We start from the raw sequence: 21,746 nt of genomic DNA, 5'->3' as shown, positions 1-21,746 counted from the left end.
GTAACTTAAAAAATTATTTCATTCATACGAATACGAAAAGGAGAGGTTATCTATGGATCACAGGTATATTAAGATTATGGGTAGTTGCTTACTGATTGTAGGAGTAATTTTTGCGTTGCCGCTTCCGTCACTAGAAATTCCTTTGTCAATTATTGTCCTCTTTATTGGGATGATTCTTTTTTCTATCAAACCAAAACCTCAGCCAGTCAGAGCGCGTAGAAAAGATCGCTGGATGTAAAAAAAAATCCACTCTCATTTTTTTGTGAGAGTGGATTTCTTTTTATTTAGTAATAGGTTTTTTTACTAAACCGTAGATAACACCTGAAACAATCGCTCCAATGATAATAAACAAAAGATAAAGTAGTGGGTGGCTTAATAAAAGAACAACAAAGATACCACCATGAGGAGCGAGTAACTTAATACCAACAGCACCAACTAAACCACCAGCTAAAGCTGAACCAACTACGAAACTTGGAATTACACGAATTGGATCGGCAGCTGCAAAGGGTATCGCTCCTTCTGTTACGAATGAGAGCCCCATTACAATGTTCGTTAATCCTGCGTCTACTTGACTTTTTTCAAACTTGTTTTTGAATAAACGAGTGGCAACGAAGATTGCTAAAGGAGGAACCATTCCACCAGCCATAACAGCTGCCATTACGATTGATCCACCTTGAGCGACACTTGTCGCAAGTGTTGCTGTACCAAATACATAAGCTGCTTTATTAATAGGACCACCTAAATCGACAGCCATCATTCCGCCAAGCAAAGCACCAAGTAAAATTGCATTTGATCCGCTTAACCCAGTTAGAAAGCCATTTAACCCATCATTGATTGCCTTCATTGGAACATTGACTAAGAGCATTAAGAACCCAGTAATCATCAAACCAAAGAACGGATAGAAAAGAATTGCTTTAATACCTTCAAGTGATTTCGGCAAGTTTTTAAAGATTTTTTTCAAGAAAATGATGACATAACCAGCTAAGAATCCACCAATTAATGCTCCTAAAAATCCAGCACCCCCAGTATTTGCTAACGCTCCAGCGGCGAATCCAGCGATTAAGCCAGGACGATCAGCAATACTTGATGCGATAAAACCAGCAAGTACAGGAAGCATGAATCCAAATGCGGCGCCACCGATTTGGTTAAACCAACTAGCGATTTGGTTGTAATTACCAAGGTTTGCCAATTCCGATTGAGGAACTCCCATAAATTGGTCAATCATGAATGATAAAGCGATCATGATTCCGCCACCGATTACAAATGGCAGCATATGGGAAACACCGTTCATTAAATCCTTGTAGATACGTTGCCCTAAAGTTCCGTTATCACTTTTCTCTTCCGTAGCTGAAGATTCTTCAGCATTACCATGGTAGACAGGGGCATTTCCACTTAATGCTAAGTTGATTAGTTCCTCTGGCTTCCGAATACCATCACTAACTGGACGGTTGACTAATTCTTTGCCATTAAAACGATTCATTTCCACCTTTTTATCAGCAGCAATAATGACACCATCTGCTCGAGCAATATCTTCATCACTCAGGAGATGTTTGATTCCTTCAGATCCGTTGGTCTCAACCTTGATATCAACACCCATTTCCTTTGCTTTTTTCTTTAAAGCATCTTCGGCCATATAAGTATGAGCAATTCCGGTAGGGCACGCTGTAACCGCTACAATATATCGACGGTTAGTATCTTTGATTTTTTCTTCAGCCTCCGACTGAGCTTCTGCTTTTTCTTCAGCTTCCTTCGCTTTTTCTGCTGCATCAAAAGTTGCTTGAACCTGTTCAGGTGTTTCGGCAGCTTTCAATTTAGCGACGAAGTCAGGATTGATCAACAGTCTAGACAAGGCAGCCAAAGCTTGCAGATGCGTATCATTAGCACCTTCTGGAGCAGCAATCATGAAAAATAAGTAGGTAGGTTGCCCATCTAGGGATTCATAGTCCACACCATTTTTACTTTTTGCAAATAGAACGGTAGCTTCTTTGACGGCACTGTTTTTTGCATGAGGCATTGCGATGCCATCACCTAAGCCAGTTGAAGTTTGGGCCTCACGATTTAAAATACCTTCTTTATAGACATCAACATCAGAAATTCGCCCAGCATCATACATTTTTTGAACCATTTCATCGATAGCGGCTTTTTTAGTCGTCGCCTGCAAATCCATAATCATGGCATCTTTGATCAATAAGTCCTTAATATCCATTATAGTTCCTCCAATTGTTATAAAATGTGTTCAAACAGAAGGGGAGATCTGAATTATTTTACTTTGGTGATCTCAACTTCTGGTAGTAATTCTTGAATAAAATCTGCAGTGGCTAAATCATCTGAAAAAGTGGTAGCACTACCACAGGCCACTCCCCATTTAAAGGCTTCGACAGGATCTTGAGTTTTAGTGAAGCTTCCAACAAACCCCGCAATCATTGAATCTCCAGCGCCAACTGAATTTTTCACTGCCCGCTTTAGTACATTTGACTGATAGACTCCTTCGCTAGTAAATAATAATGCGCCATCACCAGCCATTGAAACGAGTGCATGCTGCGCACCTTCATCTAGTAAACGTTGACCAAATGGAAAAATGTCTTCAACAGACGTAAAAGTCGTTTGATATAGATCAGCCAATTCATGATTGTTTGGTTTGACTAATAAAGGCTTCTTTTCTAAGGCATCCATCAAATCTGCACCAGTGGTATCAATAACAAATGAGGCTCCTTGTGCTTTAATGATTTCAATTAAATCTTGATAAAAACCTGTTGGAACACTAGCAGGCTTACTTCCTGATAAAACCACTATATCGTTTGCATTTAAGCTTCCTAAAACTTTTTTCAGCTCAAGCATTTCTTCAGTTGAAACGATTGGACCTAGTCCGTTAATTTCGGTTTCTTCATTTGCTTTCAATTTGATATTGATTCGTGTATCGTCGGAAACTGGTGTGAAGTTTGTTTGAATGCTTTCTTTTTTTAGCCATTTCTCAATAAAATGTCCAGTAAATCCACCAACAAAGCCTAAGGCGGTAGAATCGTTATCAATACGTTTTAAAATACGTGAAACATTGATGCCTTTTCCTCCTGGCAGTTTCAAATCGCTTTTCATCCGATTAACATCGCCGATAGTTAGTTGATCGACATGGACGATGTAGTCAATTGATGGGTTTAGTGTCACTGTATAAATCATACAGAAACCTCCTTCAAGGTAGTTTGTTCTGTGATTTGATCATGGATAACCAAAGGACAGGTGTCGGTGAGGATCGAAGCTGCTGACAATGAAGCGACACTGACAAAACTTGTTTGATTGAATTTGCTGTGATCAACTAAAACAAATGCTTCTTCAGATTGTTGAATAGCTGTTCTTTTTAGAATTGCTTCTTCAGGGTCAGGAGTGGAATAGCCGCTATCTAAGTGGACTCCGTTCATTCCCATGAACGCTTTGTTAAAACGATACTGTTTCAATTGTTCTAAGGCCTGTGATCCAACGACTGCGTCAGTTGTCAGTTTGATGCGTCCGCCTAGTACAATTGTTGCGATTTGTGCTTCAACTAGCCGAGCGGCAAGGCCAACTGAGTTTGTAACAACTGTAATTGTTCGATTTTTAAGGAATGGAATCATTTCAGAGGTTGTCGTTCCAGCATCTAAATAAATGACATCACCCTCAGTAATACTTTCAGCTGCATATTCAGCGATCATTTTTTTCTGCTGAACGTTTTTGGATGATTTTTCGAACATGCCTAGTTCTTGTTCAAGATGCTGTGGACGTTTGGCACCGCCGTGAACGCGCTCTAGCATTTGCAAATTTTCTAATTCTTGTAAGTCTCGACGTATTGTTGATTCGGAAGAGTCTAACCATTGAATCAAATCTTGAGATTTCACTAATCCATCACGTTCCAACCACTCGATTATTTTTCTATGTCTTTCTTCTGTAAGCATTTTCAATCCTCCTTCATCTGAAATAGTAACATAAATATTTTCAAAAGACAATCAAAAACGACCAAAAACATTCAAAAACGTTTAAGTTTAATAATATGGTTCGTCTTATTTTGAAGCTTTCATTAATTTCGGTATGATAGATATAAGAGGTGAAGGTTATGGGAAAACAAACGATTTTACAAGGATTTGAGTGGTATTTGCCTAACGATGGCAACCATTGGAAAACATTAGCAGAAAAAGCAGAAGAATTAAGTAGCTTTGGAATCAATGCTGTTTGGATGCCACCCGCTTATAAGGGATCAGAGGGCGCCAATGATGTTGGTTATGGAACTTACGATCTTTATGATCTTGGTGAGTTCGATCAAAAGGGCAGTGTTAGAACAAAATATGGCACAAAAGAAGAATATTTGAGCAGTATTACTGCATTGAAGAAAGCCGGACTGAAAATTTATGCGGACATTGTTTTCGATCATTTTATGGGAGCTGATGAGACGGAAGTGGTCTCAGCTGTTTCTTATCAATTTGATGATCGAACACAACCAAGCTCTGGCAAGGAAGAAATTGAAGCATGGACGAAATTTACTTTCCCAGGACGTCAAGGTAAATACAACGACTATCAATGGAATTGGAAAAATTTTTCTGGTGTTGATTATGATGCTCGTGAAAAAGATCATGCGATTTTTAATTTTGCAGATAAGGGCTGGGAACCGAAAGTTGATGATGAGAATGGCAACTTTGACTATTTAATGGGATGTAATCTGGACATGGAGAATCCCGATACGATAGAGCAACTAGATAAGTGGGGGAAATGGTATCAAGAATTAACGGATGTTGATGGCTATCGTTTGGACGCGGTAAAGCATATCCGTTTTGATCTTTTTGTTGACTGGTTGTTGCATCGTAGAGAGGAAAAAGGCGAAGAGCTATTTGTTGTGGGGGAATATTGGTCTGATGAGCTGGATAAGTTACAGGAGTATCTTGATTCATCAGGAAATTTGATTTCACTTTTCGATGTACCATTGCACTTCAATCTATTTCAAGCCGCTTCAACGATGGGCGGATTTGATATGCGGCAAATATTTGCTGGAACCTTGATTGAGACTCGACCTGACTGGGCTGTTACCTTCGTTGACAATCATGATACCCAAATTGGGCAAAGTTTGGAGTCTTGGATTGAGGGCTGGTTCAAGCTACATGCCTATTCATTGATTTTATTGAGAAATGAAGGAACTCCGGTTGTCTTCTGGGGCGATCTTTATGGTACCGAAAATGCTGAAGCAGTGGGCTCTGGTCTGACTAACTTAATAAAATTGCGAGAAGAATTAAACTTTGGAAATCAGGCGGATTATTTTGACGATCCAGATGTTATTGGTTGGACACTAACCGGTGATTTTGATGATAGTGACTCTGGAGCTGCTATAATTATGACGAATGCCAAAGGCGGCGAGAAAGAAATGACCGTTAGCGCTATTCATGAGGGAGAAACATTTGTTGATTTGCTGGGAAATAACGAGGCAAAAGTTGTTTTGGATGAAAATGGACAAGGTGTATTCCCAGTAAATGATGGGCAAGTTTCTGTTTATGTTAATGAGAAACTGGTTCAAAAAATACGAGGATAATTAATTAAGAAGAAAGTGTTACAATGGTTGAGTTTTTTAAGTAGCCATATAAAAAAGAAAGCGAACAATCATAACTCTTTTCCATATGGGATAGTTTTATGATAATTCGCTTTTTTTATTAGTATTCTCAAAAAATACGATTAGTCTTTGATCTTTTTATCTTGTATTTTTGCAATCGCTGCATCAGAACGTTCGCGAATCTGTGTTTTGATTTTTTTAGTGTAACCCTCGTCTGTCAGGATCATTAGTAAATCACCGACTTTCATGACTGTATCTCCATGAGTGAGTATCTCAGAAGAGCCACGTCTAATCGAAATCAACAGCATTTCTTTTGGCCAATTAAAATCGCGAACCATTGTACCATCTAACGTACTTTCGGCAGTCACCGGGAATTCGATGATTGTTTTATTTCCGGTAATACTTGGCAGATGCCCGTTTAATAAACGTTCAAGCAATGATTCATAGATAGGATTACCACCTAACAAATCGTTGATGACATATGCAGTTAAAGAACAAACCGCTAGTGGCATTAAGTGAGTAATATTTCCCACCATTTCAGTCACAAGAATAATTGCCGTTAAGGGCGCCTTGCCAATAGCGGTAAAATATCCCGCCATCGCAAAAATTGCAAAATCTCTGATCAGCATCGGGTCCATTCCGAACCATCGATGTAGGACAGTTCCATAAATTGCCCCAATCAAAGCACCTAACGTCAGAATTGGTAAAAAAATACCGCCTGGAAGATTCGCGCCGTAAGAAACCATTGAAAAAATAAATCGTAAAACGAATAATGATATTAAAACAATCAGCGGAAAAATTTGTTCACCAATTGATAACACAATTTGATTCCCACCACCCAAATAATGGGGGAAAAAAAGTGCAATTGGAATAATCAATAAAAATGGGATAATGCCATACAGATGTTCTGGCAAATGGCTGCGTTTATAAAGTTGTGGCAAAGATAAAAGCATAACTTGATACACATACCCCAGAATACCTAAAATAATTCCCAAAAGAATTAATAAACCATAGTATTTCAAAGGTAACGAAGGAACATTAGCAATAAACAAAACCGGCTTTAAGCCGAAAAAGTTCAAGGAAATTAAATTTGCGGTTAATGCTGCTGTTAGAGAAGTCAACCAAATCAAAGGAGAAAAATGATGATGGACCTCTTCAATCACAAATAACAGTCCAGCAATCGGGGCATTAAAAGCAGCTCCTAAGCCTGCAGCAGCTCCACTAGAAATAAAAATCTTTTTTTCAGAGGTAGATGCCTTTGTATACTCACTGAAACCTTGACCTACCATCGCACCTAACTGGATTGAAGGACCTTCGCGACCTAAGAATAATCCTGAACCTACTGAAAGAACGCCACCAACAAATTTTTTCCATAGAACTGAAAACCACTTCAGCTTAATCTCCCCCTGAAGCGTGCCTTCAACCTGGGGAATTCCGCTTCCTTTAATATTGGGTTCTGATTTAATCAAACTGCCAACAATAAAGGCGCAAGCCAACATAATTAAAGCCCAAGGGATAATCCAAACCGGATTTCCGCGAAGCCAAAGATAAAGTGTGACAATGTGTTCCATCATTTCTTCTATCAGTAAGCGAAACAAACTGACAATGATTCCTGCGATTGCTCCAATCAGAATACCTTTCAATATAAAAATTACTTTTGTACTATCTAAACGTTTGATTTCATGTTCGTTTTTCATGATTTCCTCCCATATCCTTATTAAATTTAACGCGCTTTTCTGAGAAATACAAGGATGAATCAATGAATTCGCTTTTTTAAAATGTTGCTAGTGTCGCGAAACTTTCTGAGATGCTATAATAAAAAAGATTGAATAAAGAAAGGACGTTTTGCATGCCAAACAAACAGGAGTTGTTAGCAGGACTAAACCCTAAGCAAAAAGAAGCGGTGCTTCATACCGAAGGACCGTTATTGATTATGGCGGGAGCAGGGAGTGGAAAGACGCGAGTTTTGACACATCGAATTGCTTACTTAATAGAAGAAAAAAACGTGAATCCATGGAACATATTAGCGATTACCTTTACCAATAAAGCAGCGCGAGAGATGAAGGAAAGGGTAAGTGGGATTTTAGGAAAAGGCGGAGAAGATGTTTGGGTTTCAACTTTTCATTCCATGTGTGTACGTATTTTACGTCGTGATGTCGATGCGATTGGTTATGATCGGAACTTTACAATTTTAGATAGCTCAGATCAATTAACATTGATGAAACGAATTTTAAAAGAACTAAATATCGACCCTAAAAAATATGATCCACGTTCGATTTTAGGAAGTATCAGCAATGCAAAAAATGAATTGTTGACACCAGAAACGTATGCTGAACGTCAAGGTTCTTTTTTTGAAGAAATCGTTGCCCGTTGTTATGATGCCTATCAAAAGGCATTGCGAAATAACCAGAGTATGGATTTCGACGACTTGATCATGAATACGATTCGATTATTTGAGGATAACGATGAAGTTTTAACATATTATCAAAATAAATTTCATTATTTACACGTAGATGAGTATCAAGATACTAACCATGCCCAATATACATTGGTTAATATGTTGGCTGCGCGTTTCCGTAATCTATGTGTAGTCGGTGATGCTGATCAAAGTATCTACGGTTGGCGTGGTGCGGATATGCAAAACATCTTAGACTTTGAGAAAGATTATAATGATGCAACCGTTATTTTATTAGAACAAAATTACCGTTCAACTAAAAGTATTTTAGATGCCGCCAATCAAGTAATCAAAAATAACAGTAATCGCCGAGATAAAAACCTTTGGACGGACAATCAGGCAGGAGAACAAATTACTTATTATCGTGCGGATAGTGAACGTGACGAGGCGCAATTCATCATCAGTAAAATCAAAGAAGAAATTCAAACCAATAATCGCAGTTACAATGATTTTGCAGTTCTTTATCGAACAAATGCGCAATCACGGGTAATTGAAGATACGTTAGTTAAGTCTAATGTGCCTTATACAATGGTTGGTGGTCATAAGTTCTATGATCGTAAAGAAATAAAAGATATCATCGCCTATTTAAATATCATTAACAACCCGAGAGATGGTGTCAGCTTTGAACGAGTGATCAATACACCAAAACGGGGAATTGGTGCTACTTCAGTTGAGAAGTTACGAAATTTTGCAGCGATGCATGACTGGTCGATGGTTGAAGCGGCACAAAATGTCGACTTAGCAAATATTTCCGGCAAGGCTGGGCGGATGATCGGCGAATTCGGTACAATGATTACGCAATTCCAGGAAATGGTCGCTTATTTACCAGTAACAGATATAGTTGATCAAGTTTTAGAACGGACAGGATACTTGGATGAATTGAAGAATCAGAGAACTTTAGAAGCGGAATCCCGTCTAGAGAATTTGGAAGAATTTCGAACAGTTACAAAAGAATTTGATAAACGAAATGAAGTACAGGCTGATGAAGAAGCGGATGCGCCAGAAGAAAAACTTGCTGTTTTCTTAAACGATTTAGCTTTGGTTTCAGATTTGGATGATTATCAAGAAGAGACTGCACAAGTAACCTTGATGACATTACATGCAGCCAAAGGGTTAGAGTTTCCAATCGTCTTTCTAATTGGCATGGAAGAAAAAATATTTCCACTCTCTCGTTCATTGATGGAAGAGTCCGAATTAGAAGAAGAACGCCGCTTGGCTTACGTAGGAATTACTCGCGCCGAAGAAAGCTTGTATTTAACAAATGCTTTTTCTCGGACGCTTTATGGAAAAACACAATACAATCAACCTTCACGTTTTGTTGCTGAAATTGATGACAGCCTGTTGAATTCAGTGGGAATGCAGCCACAACCTAAAGCTACATTCAACAATCCATTTACTTCAAATCCAAATGCCATGAAGCCTAAGTACCAGCATGCAACAAGACAACCGATGACAAATAAGACAGCATCTGGCGGAGAAAATGAGAATTGGAATCCTGGGGATAAAGTTCAACATAAAAAATGGGGAACTGGCACAGTTGTAAAAGTTAGCGGCAACGCAAAAGAGGTAGAGTTAGATATTGCATTTCCACAGCAAGGTGTCAAACGTCTACTGGCAGCCTTTGCGCCAATTCAAAAAGTATAAGTAATAATTAGGAGGGATCTTCTTGGAACCAATGACTTTTCAAGCAGCGGAAAAGCGTTCAGCAGAGCTTCGCGACGAATTGAATCAATATGCGTATGAATACTACGTGAAAGATCAGCCTTCGGTGGAGGATTTTGTTTACGATAAAAAATATCAAGAATTAGTAGAGCTCGAAACAGAATATCCTGATTTAATCACACCTGAGTCGCCTACTCAACGTGTCGGTGGAAAGGTATTAGAAGGCTTTGAAAAAGTCGTTCACGATATTCCTTTATATAGTTTAAATGATGTCTTTAGTAAGGAAGAATTGATGGCCTTTGACGAGCGAGTCAAAAAAGCTATTGGACATCCAGTTTCCTATTGTGTGGAGTTAAAAATTGATGGACTTTCAATCTCATTAAAATACGAGAACGGAGTCTTTGTTCAAGGGGCAACTCGCGGAGATGGAACAGTTGGTGAGAATATTACTGAAAACCTGAAAACGGTCAAATCAATTCCCTTACGCTTAAAGGAACCGTTGACGATCGAAGTTCGGGGAGAATGTTACATGCCGAAAGCTTCATTTATCAAACTGAATCAGCAGCGAGAAGAAGATGGAAAACAGGTCTTTGCAAATCCTCGGAATGCAGCGGCAGGGAGCTTACGCCAACTAGACACTCGTATCGCCGCCCAACGAAATTTAAGTACTTTTTTATATACTTTAGCAGATTTTGGTCCGTTAGAATCAACTACTCAGGATCATGCGCTAAATGAGATGTCCCGGCTAGGCTTTCGAACAAATCCTGAACATCAGGTCTGCGAAACGATTGACGAAGTCTGGGATTATATTGAAAAATTTCATGAGATGAGAGAACAATTATCATATGAAATTGATGGAATTGTCATCAAGGTGAATGAGTTTACTCTACAAGATGAATTAGGTTTTACGGTGAAGGCGCCAAGATGGGCAACCGCCTATAAATTCCCGCCTGAAGAAGCGCAAACAACGCTATTAGACATTGATTGGACCATTGGACGAACGGGTGTATTGACGCCAACGGCAATCATGGAACCAGTGCGTTTAGCTGGAACAACAGTAGGACGAGCAAGCTTGCATAATAGTGACTACATTGAGAAAAAAGATATTCGTTTGAAAGATACAATTTTAGTCTATAAAGCTGGTGATATAATTCCAGAAGTTGCGCAAGTTATTTTAGAAAGACGTCCAAATAACAGCGAACCTTATCCAGTACCAACACATTGTCCAATTTGTGGAAGCGAACTAGTCCATTTAGATGAAGAGGTTGCGTTGCGCTGTATCAATCCAAAATGTCCAGCACAAATTAAAGAAGGCTTGAGTCATTTTGTCTCCCGGAATGCTATGAATATTGAAGGTCTGGGACCACGTGTATTAGCGCAAATGTTCGATAAAGGGTTGGTTTCTGATGTTGCGGATCTTTATTCGCTAGAAAAAGAGCAATTACTGACATTGGACAAGATTAAGGATAAATCAGCTGAAAATATTTTGCAGGCGATTGATGCTAGTCGGGAAAATTCTGTTGAACGTTTGATCTTTGGACTAGGGATTCGTCATGTTGGCGCGAAAGCAGCAGGAATATTAGCTGAGCATTTCGGCAATCTTGAAGCTATTAGTAAGGCTAGCAAAGAGGAAATTGTTAGTCTGAATACAATTGGCGAAACGATTGCTGACAGCCTGGTGACCTACTTTGAAAACGAAGAAGTTCATGAATTAATGCAAGAATTAGCTGATAGAGGAGTAAATCTTGAATACAAAGGAATTCGTGCGAGTCAATTAGCAGAAATCGAATCGCCTTTTAAAGATAAAACGATTGTCCTGACTGGCAAGCTTGTCGATTACACAAGGGAAGACGCAAAAGAAAAAATTCAAAATCTAGGTGGTAAGGTTACCGGCAGCGTTTCTAAAAAAACGGATATTGTAGTTGCTGGTGAAGATGCCGGAAGCAAGTTGACCAAAGCACAAAGTTTAGGAATTGAAATTTGGAATGAAAAACAAATGATTCAAGCAATCGAAGAAAGTCACACAGACTAGACAAATTTGTCTAGAAGCTTGTTGACGTTTCGATTAACGAACAGGTATTATAAAAAGACGTTAAAGCTATTAGAATGACTCTATTTTCAAATTTTTTGAATTGAACAATTTTTCAAAAAATTTCAAGAAAAAACCGTGAATTCTAACAGAGATATGATAAAATGATTGAAAATTGACAAATGAAAGAGGGATATTATGGCAATCAATGAAGAACAAGTAAAACATGTCGCGAAACTTGCGAAGCTTTCTTTTTCAGACGATGAATTGACCGGTTTTACGGATCAATTAGGCAAAATAATCGACATGGTCGAACAACTTGGGGAAGTTGATACAGAAGGCGTGCCATTTACTTCCAATGTATTAGAAACAATCAATGTTATGCGTGAGGACGTAGCCGATGAAGGCTGGTCACGCGATGAGTTAATGAAAAATGTTCCGGAAAGCGAAGATGGATTCATCAAGGTTCCGGCTATCATTGACAACGGAGAGGCTGGTGCATAATGGAAAAATTATATGATAAATCAATTGAAGAATTACACAGTCTGTTAGTTTCAAAAGAAATTACAGCCACTGATTTAACAAGTGAAACCTTTGCTCGCATCAAAGAAACAGAAAAGGACATTGATGCTTTCATTACTTTAAATGAAGAAAAAGCAATGGAAATGGCAAAAGCTATTGATATTAAAGGAATTACCAATGACAATGCATTGGCTGGTATTCCAATCGGAATCAAAGACAACATTGTAACGAAAGGGCTTTTGACAACAGCCGCATCTAAAATTTTATCGAATTTTGATCCTATTTATGATGCAACTGTTATGGAAAAAGTTTACAGTTCAGATTTGATTCCAGTCGGAAAATTGAATATGGACGAGTTTGCTATGGGAAGCTCAAGTGAAACATCTTACTTTAAGAAAACAAAAAATGCTTGGGATCAAACAAAGGTTCCTGGTGGATCTTCAGGTGGTTCTGCAGCAGCTGTTGCTGCCGGCGAAGTTCCTGTTTCATTGGGTAGCGATACGGGCGGAAGTATCCGCCAACCGGCGGCATTCAATGGTGTCGTTGGTATGAAACCGACTTATGGTCGCGTATCTCGTTTTGGATTAATCGCATTTGCTTCTTCGTTAGACCAAATCGGACCATTTACGCGTACGGTTAAAGACAATGCCTTGGCTCTGAATGCTATCAGTGGTTATGATCCAAAGGATGGTACTTCTGCTGGAGTATCTGTGCCTGATTTTGCTGCTGGCTTAACAGGTGACGTTAAGGGAATGAAGATTGCCTTACCAAAAGAATTCATGGCTGAAGGTATCGAACCTGGCGTTAAAGCGGCGATCACGAAAGCGGTCGAAACCTTTAAAGCATTAGGTGCAACGGTTGAAGAAGTCAGCTTACCACATTCAAAATATGGTGTAGAAGTGTACTATATCATCGCTTCCTCTGAAGCAAGCTCAAATCTGCAACGTTTTGACGGTATCCGTTATGGGTTCCGTTCAGAAGATGTCCAAAACTTGGAGGATGTGTACGTAAACACTCGCACGGAAGGTTTCGGCGATGAAGTAAAACGTCGGATCATGTTAGGAACATTCTCTCTTTCTGCGGGCTATTATGATGCTTACTTTAAGAAGGCTGGGCAAGTACGGACATTGATCAAACAAGACTTCGATAAAGTCTTTGCTGATTACGATTTAATCATTGGACCAACATCACCAACTGTTGCCTTTGGTATTGGTGAAAATATCGATGATCCAATCACAATGTATCTAAATGATATCTTAACAATTCCTGTAAACCTTGCTGGACTACCTGGTATGTCTGTACCTGCAGGTTTCTCAGAAGGATTGCCGGTTGGATTACAAATCATCGGAAAACATTTCGACGAATCAACTATGTATAAAGCGGCTTATGCATTTGAACAAGCAACAGATTTCCATAAGCAAAAACCAGTGATTTTAGGGGGGGACAAATAATGAACTTAGAGACAGTCATTGGGCTAGAAGTCCATGTAGAATTAAAAACAAACTCTAAAATCTTTTCACCTGCGCCCGCTCACTTTGGTGCAGAAGCAAATACGAATACCAATATTATTGACTGGGGTTACCCTGGTGTTTTGCCAGTCATGAATAAAGCAGCAATCGAATTTGGGATGAAAGCTGCATTGGCTTTAAACTGTGAAATCTCAAAGAATATGCATTTTGATAGAAAGAACTACTTCTATCCGGACAACCCAAAAGCTTATCAAATCTCGCAATTTGATGAGCCGATTGGTCATGATGGTTGGATCGAAATCGATGTGAATGGTAAAAAGAAAAAAATTCGCATTGAACGTGTTCACTTGGAAGAAGATGCTGGTAAGAATATGCATGGTATCGGCGGCTACTCTTATGTCGATTTAAACCGTCAAGGAACACCGTTGATCGAGATTGTTTCTGAAGCGGATATGCGTTCGCCTGAAGAAGCCAATGCTTATTTGGAAGCCTTACGCTCAATTATCCAATTTACTGGCGTCAGCGATGTGAAGATGGAAGAAGGTTCAATGCGTTGCGATGCGAATATTTCTTTGCGTCCTTATGGGCAAGAAGAATTTGGTACAAAAACGGAATTGAAAAACTTGAACTCCATTAGTTTTGTCAAAAAAGGGTTGACCTTTGAAGTACAACGTCAAACAAAAGTTTTGCTTTCTGGTGGAACGATTCAGCAAGAAACTCGACGTTACGATGAAGGAACGAACAAGACAATCTTGATGCGTGTGAAAGAAGGATCAAGTGACTACCGTTATTTCCCAGAACCAGATATTCCGCGTTTCGAAATCGACGACGCATGGATTGAAAAGGTTCGTGAAACATTGCCTGAAATGCCAGCAGCTCGTCGTGAACGCTATGTAAATGACCTAGATTTACCAGAGTACGATTCAATGGTCTTAACTATGAGTCGTGAGATGTCTGATTTCTTTGAAGATACTTTGAAAGAAGGCGCGGATGCGAAACAAGCCTCTAACTGGTTAATGGGTGAGGTTTCTGCATACTTAAATAGTGAAAAACTAGAATTAGCGGATACGAAATTAACGCCGAATAATTTAGCTGGTATGATTACATTAATCGCAGATGGTACGATCAGTTCTAAGATCGCCAAAAAAGTTTTCCGTGAATTAATCCAAAATGGTGGAGATGCAAAAGAGGTAGTTGAAGCTAAAGGTTTAGTACAGCTTTCTGATCCAGCACAATTATTGCCAATGATCAATGAAGTACTTGATAATAACGAACAATCCGTTGAAGACTTTAAGAATGGTAAAGATCGCGCCGTTGGTTTCTTAGTTGGACAAATTATGAAAGCAACTAAAGGAAAAGCGAATCCAGGAGTAGTCAACAAGTTACTTCAAGAGGAATTAGCGAAACGTTAGAGGGAGCTCGATCATGAGAAAAGCACGACTGATTTATAATCCAGTATCTGGAAAAGAAATCATGCGCACTAATTTGGCGGATATTTTAGATGCTATTGAAAAAGCAGGTTATGAAGCAAGTGCCTTTGCTACGACTCCCGAGCCTGATTCAGCTAAAAATGAAGCAACCCGTGCCGCAAAGGCTGGTTTTGAGCTAGTTGTCGCAGCAGGAGGAGACGGGACCATTAATGAAGTTGTAAATGGGATTGCCGGCTTAAAAAAACGTCCTAAAATGGCAATTATCCCGGCTGGAACAACAAATGACTATGCACGAGCACTAAAAATTCCTCGCAGCAACGTTAAGGCTGCTGCTGAGGTTATTCAAAAGCAGCAAACTGTTAAAATGGATATCGGCAAAGCTGCGGATACTTACTTCATCAATATTGCAGCAGGCGGTTCATTAACCGAGTTAACCTATGAGGTTCCTTCTGAATTGAAGAGTATTTTTGGTTATTTAGCGTATTTGGCTAAAGGTGCAGAAATGCTTCCGCGAATCAAACCGACTAAAATGCGTCTGGTTTATGAAGGCGGAGAATATGAAGGCAATGCTTCGATGTTTTTCTTAGGCTTAACGAATTCGATCGGCGGTTTTGAAACGATTGCGCCAGATGCAAAGTTGGATGATGGGAAATTTTCACTAATTGTTGTGAAAACAGCAAATCTTTTTGAAATTGTCCGCTTGATTACGTTAGTATTGAATGGTGGTAAACACGTGAACGATTCAAAAGTTTTGTACGTGAAAACCAGTTTTCTAGATGCCAGCTTAATTGATACTGACAAAAAAATGATGATCAATTTGGATGGGGAATACGGTGGCGATGCACCAATGCGCTTTGAAAATCTACATCAGCACATTGAGTTTTATGCGAACACGGATGAGATTGACGATGCGGCTATCTTAGGACCTGATAATGAAAAAAGAGAAGCAGGGATCGAACTCGTTAAGGAATACGAGAAGATTCAAGACGAAGATACAGAAGAATAATTTTAAAAAACAATCTCGCTTCAGTTTGGCGGGATTGTTTTTTTCGGTAAATAAATCCTTCCATTCTTACAAAAGTCTTAAGGGAGATATAGCAGGCGTTACCTTGCTTTTTCTAATAGAATTCATTAGAATAAGTGAATCAGCCTTAAAGGAGAATAACATGACCACAGTAGAAAAAAATCAAACATATACCGTTACAATCGATGACTTGTCGCATGAAGGGTTAGGTGTTGCTCACATTGACGGATATCCACTTTTTATCGAAAATGCTTTACCTGAGGAAGAAATGACAGTCAAAATGGTTAAAGTCGGTAAAAAATTTGGGTATGGTAAAGTGATCGAACGATTTAACGCAAATCCAGAACGCCAAGAAGTGAAGGATCAGGATTTATTAAGAAGTGGTATTGCACCTTTAAGCCATATGACTTATAGCTATCAATTACGTTTTAAACAGCAACAAGTGGAAAAGGTTCTAAAAACAATCGCAAAACTGCCAGAGCTGAGCGTGGCCGCTACTTTAGGAATGGAAAACCCGATCGGTTATCGAAATAAAGCACAGATTCCGGTACAAAAAGTCGATAATCAGTTAATGACGGGTTTTTATCGTAAAAATTCTCATGTATTATTGCCGATTGAGGATTATTACATCCAAGATCCCAAAATTGACCAAGCGATTATTACAGTGCGAAATATCTTAAGACGTTTTAACGTAAAGGCTTATAATGAACGTGAAAACACAGGTTTTATTCGTCATATTGTCATCCGTCGAGGGCATTATAGCCATGAGATGATGGTGACACTAGTTACTCGAACGGAACGTTTCTTTAAGGGGACCGAAATTGCTGAAGTGATCAAAACAGAATTACCGGAAGTTGTTTCGGTTATTCAGAATATCAATCCAGAAAAGACTAATGTGATCATGGGTCGGGAGGAAAAGGTCTTATTTGGTAAATCGACAATCAATGACACCTTGCTAGGTAAGGTTTATCAAATCTCTCCCCAATCATTCTATCAAGTAAATACAGAACAAACTGAGGTGTTATATCAAACTGCGATTGAATTCGCTGATTTGAATGCTGAAGACATTGTAGTTGATGCTTATTGTGGAATCGGAACAATCGGTTTATCCTTAGCTGAAAAAGTTAAGCATGTTTATGGTGTAGAAATTGTGCCACGAGCTATCGAAGATGCGAAAGCAAATGCTAAGAAAAATGGGATTGAAAATGCTAATTACGAAGTTGGTAAAGCTGAGAAGATTATGCCGCGTTGGGCACGTGAAGGAATTGAGCCTTCTGTGATTTTTGTTGATCCACCACGAAAAGGGTTGGATGAAAAATTTATTGAAGCATCCGTTGCTGTTAATCCTGAAAGAATTATTTATATTTCTTGTAATCCAGCTACGTTAGCTAGAGATTTGAGAAGATATGAAGACCTTGGTTACCATGCTGTGAAAGTTCAACCAGTAGATTTATTCCCACAAACATATCATGTAGAATCAGTAACGCTCCTTGTGAAGGCGGTGTAAAAAATGAATCAAAAAGAGAAAATGCTAGAGCTAATCAAACAGAAACAGGGTGGCGGTCGTTCTAAAAAGATGGCAACACCTAAAAATGATCGTAAAAATATGCGTAAAGGACCCAAAATTTTCAATAAGTAGGATCATAGAAAGGGGTAGTATCATTGGGGAATATTTGGATGCAGCGATTGACCAAATTTTATCAAAAATATGCGTATTTAATGCGCGGACGTTATGGTAGATTGGATCAAATCAATAAAGCCTTACTCATTGTATGGGCTGTGATGATGATTTTTGACCGTTGGATTCCGTTTTACATTGGAAATATACTTGCAATTGCTGCTTTCGTGCTGGTTCTTTATCGTTTTTGTTCGAAAAAGATTTATCCGCGAAGCAATGAAAATCAAAAATTTATTCAGTGGCTTGCTCGTATGAAAGATTTCCTCAAAGGTAAAAATGGAACTTATCGTTATTTTAAATGTCCAGAGTGTAAACAAAAGATGCGTGCACCAAAAGGTCGTGGGAAAATCAAAGTGACCTGCAAGCATTGTCATACACAGTTTGTAAAAAAGGTCTAGTTTTTAAAACTAGGCTTTTTCTGTTATTCTTTTAGTGAGAAGGTGAAAAGATGAATTTAGTATTAGTCCGACATGGCGAAAGCGAAGCGAATTTTGAAAACTATTGGACTGGATGGCTGGATGTAGATTTGACTGAAAAAGGAATTGAGCAAGCCAAGACAGCTGGTAATAAGATTAAGAATCATGGATTACTGATTGATGTTGCTTTCGAATCAGTTTTAAAACGTTCGATTAAAACGGCTCAAATGATTTTGCAGGAAGCAGAAGCGAGTTTTGTTCCTGAATATAAGACGTGGCGCTTAAACGAACGTCACTATGGCGCATTAGTGGGAAAAAATAAAGATATCATTGCGGAGCATTTCGGTGCCCAACAAGTGAAAAAATGGCGAAGAGGCTTTGATGAAGTCCCGCCACTAGCCAAAGACAATCATTTTGATCGTCGATATAATCATTTGGACCCACGATTGATACCGACTGGAGAAAGTCTACACATGACTTCACAGAGAGTGCTTCCTTTGTGGCAAGATCAGATTGCACCGAACTTACTTGATGAGAAGACTGTTTTAGTTTGCGGACATGGTAATAGTTTGCGTGCGTTAGTTCAGTTTTTAGAAAATGTTCCTACTAATCAAGTAGATCAAATTGAGATTCCTAATGCTACGCCAATGATTTATACTTTCAACTCACAATTGAAAATTATACAAAAAGAAATTTTATAAAAACAGGATATTAACTTAGAAAGGCATGACATGAATTATATTTGGGATTTTGATGGCACATTATATGATACGTATCCAATCATGTTAAAAGCATTGATGGAAACTTTTAAAGAATTTGGGATCGAAAAAGATGAAAAAGAGGTTTATCAGAAAATCAAAACTGAATCAATCCGACAAATGATTATGGATTGGCGTTTACCTGTACCAGATTTTGATCGAAAGTATCATAGTTATGAGGCTCAGAAAAATAGGAACTCTTTTCCTTTTAAGGAGACAAAGGAGACGTTGGAAAAACTGCAAAACATGGGTGGTAGACATTTTATTTTGACTCATCGCACTGTGGATTCAACCTGGCAATTACTAAAAAGAGACGGGTTAGATTCACTTATCGTTGATATCATTGGAAGTGATTCGAATTTTCCAAGGAAACCAGATCCAAGTGCAATTTATTATTTTATTGATAACTATCAATTAGAATCTGAAAAAACTGTGATGATTGGCGATCGCAAATTAGATATCGAAGCTGGAAATAATGCTGGTGTGCAAACAGTTTTTCTTGATTTGGATCATTTTAGCCAAGTTGTTAAGGCGACTTATTCTATAAATAATTTAAAAGAAATGGTACAAATTTTCTGGGTAGAAAGCTATAATTAGGAAAAGGCTATTAATGAGTAAGCTGTTTATTAAAAACATTATTTCAACTTGAGCGAGAGGTGTAAAATGAAGTTACAACGCGATCAGGAGGTCGTAGAATCATTTAACTACGGACTTCCTCCGAAAGATCAGGTAGTGAAACAAAAATTGCTGATTAATTTCAGTCCACTGGAAGCAACAGATCCTGGATATCCACCTGAAAATAGTATTATGGGGGTGCGGATCGAATTTGTTCTTCCATTTGAGGAATTTATCATTGGCGGAGTTCTTTCTCAAGTGATCCACGTGATTGGTCGTCAAGTCAAACAGCAAAATGATTTGACTGAAGCGGAAGCCAATGAGATGATCCGTCCAATACTAAGACTGATTGAACGTATGGTTTATGAAATAACTGAGATTGCGTTAGATAAACCAGGCGTTAAAATTAATTTTTCATCTAATACCATTTAAAAGGAACCCTACCTAAAACTGACACTTATTTTCCAATTAGTCGTCATTTTTTAAGGTAGAGTTCCTTTTGTATATGATTATGAAAATTTCTTTGAAACTATGCAAATTTCAGGACAGATTATTTTATCTGGGTTATAATTTAAAGGTCACTAAAATTTAGGGATCGCGCAACTATATTTTAGGGTATTTTGTTGAAGAACAAATACCGGGAACCTTTACTTCCTTTGACAGACTTGTCATTATAGAAAGTTATTTTAAGGAGGAATACAATGACAACTCTGTTCACTGTATTAGTGATTCTAGTATTCGTTGCGTTGCTTGTGGCTTTCTACCAAATGCAAAAAAGACATGTGAAATTTTCTAATCGTGTTTTTGCTGGATTAGGTGCCGGAATTGTTTTCGGCGGGGTTTTGCAATTACTTTTAGGTAATGGTAGCAAAGTGATATCTCAAGCGATGGAATGGATTGGAATCGTTGGTAATGGTTATATTTCATTATTACAAATGTTAGTTATGCCTTTAGTATTTATTTCAATCGTTGGTGCCTTTACAAAAATGAAATCAAGCAAGAAGCTTGGAAAAATCAGTGCCAATGTTTTAGTCACATTGTTAGCTACGACAGCAATCGCTGCTTTGATTGGGATTTTAGCTGTCATGGTCTTTGGTTTAGATGGTGCGACGTTTACTAAGGGAGCGGCTGAAACTGCTCGAATCAAAGAGTTGGCGGATCGTCAATCAATGGTTCAAAACTTTTCAATTCCGCAACAGATTTTATCCTTCATCCCAACCAATGTCTTTGCTGATTTTGCGGGAACACGACCAACAAGTACAATTGGTGTGGTAATTTTTGCGGCTTTTGTAGGGATCGCCTTTTTAGGTGTTCGACGAAAAGCACCAAAAGAAGCGGAATTCTTTGCGAATTTGATTGAAAGCTTATATAAGGTTGTTATGCGTATCGTGACGCTAGTGTTACGTTTAACGCCATATGGTGTCTTTGCTTTGATGACAAATGTATTAGCAACCAGTGATTTTGAAGCAATTGTTAACTTAGGTAAGTTCATTTTAGCCTCTTATAGTGCATTGATCGTTGTTTTATTGGTTCATTCTATTATTCTGTTAGGTGTAAAAGTGAACCCAATCAACTTCTTTAAGAAGGCTTTCCCAGCATTGAGCTTCGCGTTTACTTCACGTTCAAGTGCGGGAACGTTGCCGATGAATATTGAAACACAAACCAAAGCATTAGGTGTAGATGAAGCTACTGCTAATTTTGCTGGAAGCTTTGGTATTTCGATTGGTCAAAATGGCTGTGCGGGTGTGTATCCAGCAATGCTTGCGACAATCGTAGCACCTACAGTTGGTGTAAATGTTTTTGATTTGAAATTTATTGTGATGCTAATTGCTATCGTAACTATTAGTTCATTTGGCGTAGCTGGTGTCGGAGGCGGAGCAACTTTCGCTTCATTAATCGTTTTAGGTGCGATGAACTTACCAGTGGCGATCGTTGGTTTAGTAATCTCTGTGGAGCCGATGATTGATATGGCTCGTACCGCGGTTAATGTTAGTGGCAGTATGGTTGCTGGCGTCGTAACTAGTGAACGCATCCATGAATTAGACCGTGAAATTCTACATGATGAAAATGCTTCGATTGAAGTAAATTCTTAATATGAAAGGCTTGGCTGGCGCGACCAAGTCTTTTT

Annotated in this window: 19 protein-coding genes; 15 read left to right on the top strand and 4 right to left on the bottom strand. The window is 38.6% G+C overall.

Going from position 1 to position 21,746, the window contains the following annotated elements:
* Window positions 1-52: 52 nt before the first annotated feature.
* Window positions 53-238, top strand: coding sequence for a hypothetical protein (locus tag IGI52_RS04660; protein ID WP_016179169.1), 186 nt, complete (start codon window positions 53-55; stop codon window positions 236-238).
* A gap of 42 nt (window positions 239-280) precedes the next feature.
* Here IGI52_RS04660 and IGI52_RS04655 read toward each other — a convergent pair whose 3' ends face one another.
* From IGI52_RS04655 to IGI52_RS04645, 3 genes are read right to left on the bottom strand one after another with little or no spacing between them, the layout of a single operon-like run.
* Complete coding sequence (locus tag IGI52_RS04655; protein WP_172702150.1) at window positions 281-2,206, bottom strand: PTS fructose transporter subunit IIABC; 1,926 nt, start codon at window positions 2,204-2,206, stop codon at window positions 281-283.
* Window positions 2,207-2,259: 53 nt separating this feature from the next.
* The gene (pfkB, locus tag IGI52_RS04650; RefSeq protein ID WP_016179167.1) at window positions 2,260-3,174 is read right to left on the bottom strand and encodes a 1-phosphofructokinase; all 915 of its coding nucleotides are present in this window, start codon (window positions 3,172-3,174) and stop codon (window positions 2,260-2,262) included.
* Window positions 3,171-3,923, bottom strand: a complete 753-nt coding sequence (locus tag IGI52_RS04645; protein ID WP_016179166.1) for a DeoR/GlpR family DNA-binding transcription regulator — start codon at window positions 3,921-3,923, stop codon at window positions 3,171-3,173. The genes pfkB and IGI52_RS04645 overlap by 4 nt, the downstream gene beginning before the upstream one ends.
* Before the next feature lie 158 nt (window positions 3,924-4,081).
* Here IGI52_RS04645 and IGI52_RS04640 point away from each other — a divergent pair, with 158 nt between their 5' ends.
* Entirely contained in the window at window positions 4,082-5,542 is a 1,461-nt protein-coding gene (locus IGI52_RS04640) for an alpha-amylase (RefSeq protein ID WP_438780604.1), read from the top strand.
* Window positions 5,543-5,682: 140 nt separating this feature from the next.
* Here the strand turns inward: IGI52_RS04640 and IGI52_RS04635 are convergent, their stop codons facing one another.
* Window positions 5,683-7,257, bottom strand: coding sequence for a ClC family H(+)/Cl(-) exchange transporter (locus tag IGI52_RS04635; RefSeq protein ID WP_438780603.1), 1,575 nt, complete (start codon window positions 7,255-7,257; stop codon window positions 5,683-5,685).
* A 152-nt stretch (window positions 7,258-7,409) separates the two neighbouring features.
* On the opposite strand from IGI52_RS04635, the gene pcrA reads away from it, so the two are divergent.
* From pcrA to IGI52_RS04570, 13 genes are all read left to right on the top strand, one after another.
* Window positions 7,410-9,659, top strand: coding sequence for a DNA helicase PcrA (pcrA, locus tag IGI52_RS04630; RefSeq protein WP_438780602.1), 2,250 nt, complete (start codon window positions 7,410-7,412; stop codon window positions 9,657-9,659).
* Window positions 9,660-9,690: 31 nt separating this feature from the next.
* Complete coding sequence (ligA, locus tag IGI52_RS04625) at window positions 9,691-11,709, top strand: NAD-dependent DNA ligase LigA (RefSeq protein ID WP_438782226.1); 2,019 nt, start codon at window positions 9,691-9,693, stop codon at window positions 11,707-11,709.
* A 195-nt stretch (window positions 11,710-11,904) separates the two neighbouring features.
* Window positions 11,905-12,210, top strand: coding sequence for an Asp-tRNA(Asn)/Glu-tRNA(Gln) amidotransferase subunit GatC (gene gatC / locus IGI52_RS04620; protein WP_010744987.1), 306 nt, complete (start codon window positions 11,905-11,907; stop codon window positions 12,208-12,210).
* A complete protein-coding gene (gene gatA / locus IGI52_RS04615; protein ID WP_172702145.1) occupies window positions 12,210-13,679 on the top strand; it encodes an Asp-tRNA(Asn)/Glu-tRNA(Gln) amidotransferase subunit GatA in 1,470 nt (489 codons plus the stop codon). Before gatC ends, gatA begins: the two co-directional genes overlap by 1 nt.
* Complete coding sequence (gatB, locus tag IGI52_RS04610; RefSeq protein ID WP_438780601.1) at window positions 13,679-15,109, top strand: Asp-tRNA(Asn)/Glu-tRNA(Gln) amidotransferase subunit GatB; 1,431 nt, start codon at window positions 13,679-13,681, stop codon at window positions 15,107-15,109. The genes gatA and gatB overlap by 1 nt, the downstream gene beginning before the upstream one ends.
* Before the next feature lie 13 nt (window positions 15,110-15,122).
* On the top strand, window positions 15,123-16,133 hold the full coding sequence (locus IGI52_RS04605) for a diacylglycerol kinase (RefSeq protein ID WP_102871160.1): 1,011 nt from the start codon (window positions 15,123-15,125) through the stop codon (window positions 16,131-16,133).
* Window positions 16,134-16,293: 160 nt separating this feature from the next.
* Window positions 16,294-17,658, top strand: coding sequence for a 23S rRNA (uracil(1939)-C(5))-methyltransferase RlmD (gene rlmD, locus IGI52_RS04600; protein ID WP_438780600.1), 1,365 nt, complete (start codon window positions 16,294-16,296; stop codon window positions 17,656-17,658).
* Between the two features lie 3 nt (window positions 17,659-17,661).
* Window positions 17,662-17,790 carry a hypothetical protein gene (locus tag IGI52_RS04595; protein WP_016179157.1) on the top strand — a complete coding sequence of 43 codons (129 nt, stop codon included), beginning with the start codon at window positions 17,662-17,664 and terminating at the stop codon, window positions 17,788-17,790.
* Between the two features lie 23 nt (window positions 17,791-17,813).
* Window positions 17,814-18,227 (top strand): hypothetical protein, encoded by a 414-nt coding sequence (locus IGI52_RS04590; protein ID WP_240128541.1) that lies wholly within the window; start codon window positions 17,814-17,816, stop codon window positions 18,225-18,227.
* Between the two features lie 50 nt (window positions 18,228-18,277).
* Window positions 18,278-18,946, top strand: a complete 669-nt coding sequence (locus IGI52_RS04585) for a 2,3-bisphosphoglycerate-dependent phosphoglycerate mutase (RefSeq protein ID WP_016179155.1) — start codon at window positions 18,278-18,280, stop codon at window positions 18,944-18,946.
* Between the two features lie 30 nt (window positions 18,947-18,976).
* Window positions 18,977-19,600 carry an HAD-IA family hydrolase gene (locus IGI52_RS04580; protein ID WP_127979014.1) on the top strand — a complete coding sequence of 208 codons (624 nt, stop codon included), beginning with the start codon at window positions 18,977-18,979 and terminating at the stop codon, window positions 19,598-19,600.
* A 66-nt stretch (window positions 19,601-19,666) separates the two neighbouring features.
* Window positions 19,667-20,050, top strand: a complete 384-nt coding sequence (locus IGI52_RS04575) for a DUF1149 family protein (protein WP_016179153.1) — start codon at window positions 19,667-19,669, stop codon at window positions 20,048-20,050.
* A 269-nt stretch (window positions 20,051-20,319) separates the two neighbouring features.
* Window positions 20,320-21,711 (top strand): L-cystine transporter, encoded by a 1,392-nt coding sequence (locus tag IGI52_RS04570; RefSeq protein WP_438780599.1) that lies wholly within the window; start codon window positions 20,320-20,322, stop codon window positions 21,709-21,711.
* Window positions 21,712-21,746: the final 35 nt, after the last annotated feature.

It is taken from the genome of Enterococcus sp. DIV0187, from assembly GCF_051713785.1.
GTDB classification, from domain to species: domain Bacteria; phylum Bacillota; class Bacilli; order Lactobacillales; family Enterococcaceae; genus Enterococcus_A; species Enterococcus_A avium.
This window is presented reverse-complemented; position numbering and strand designations above follow the sequence as displayed.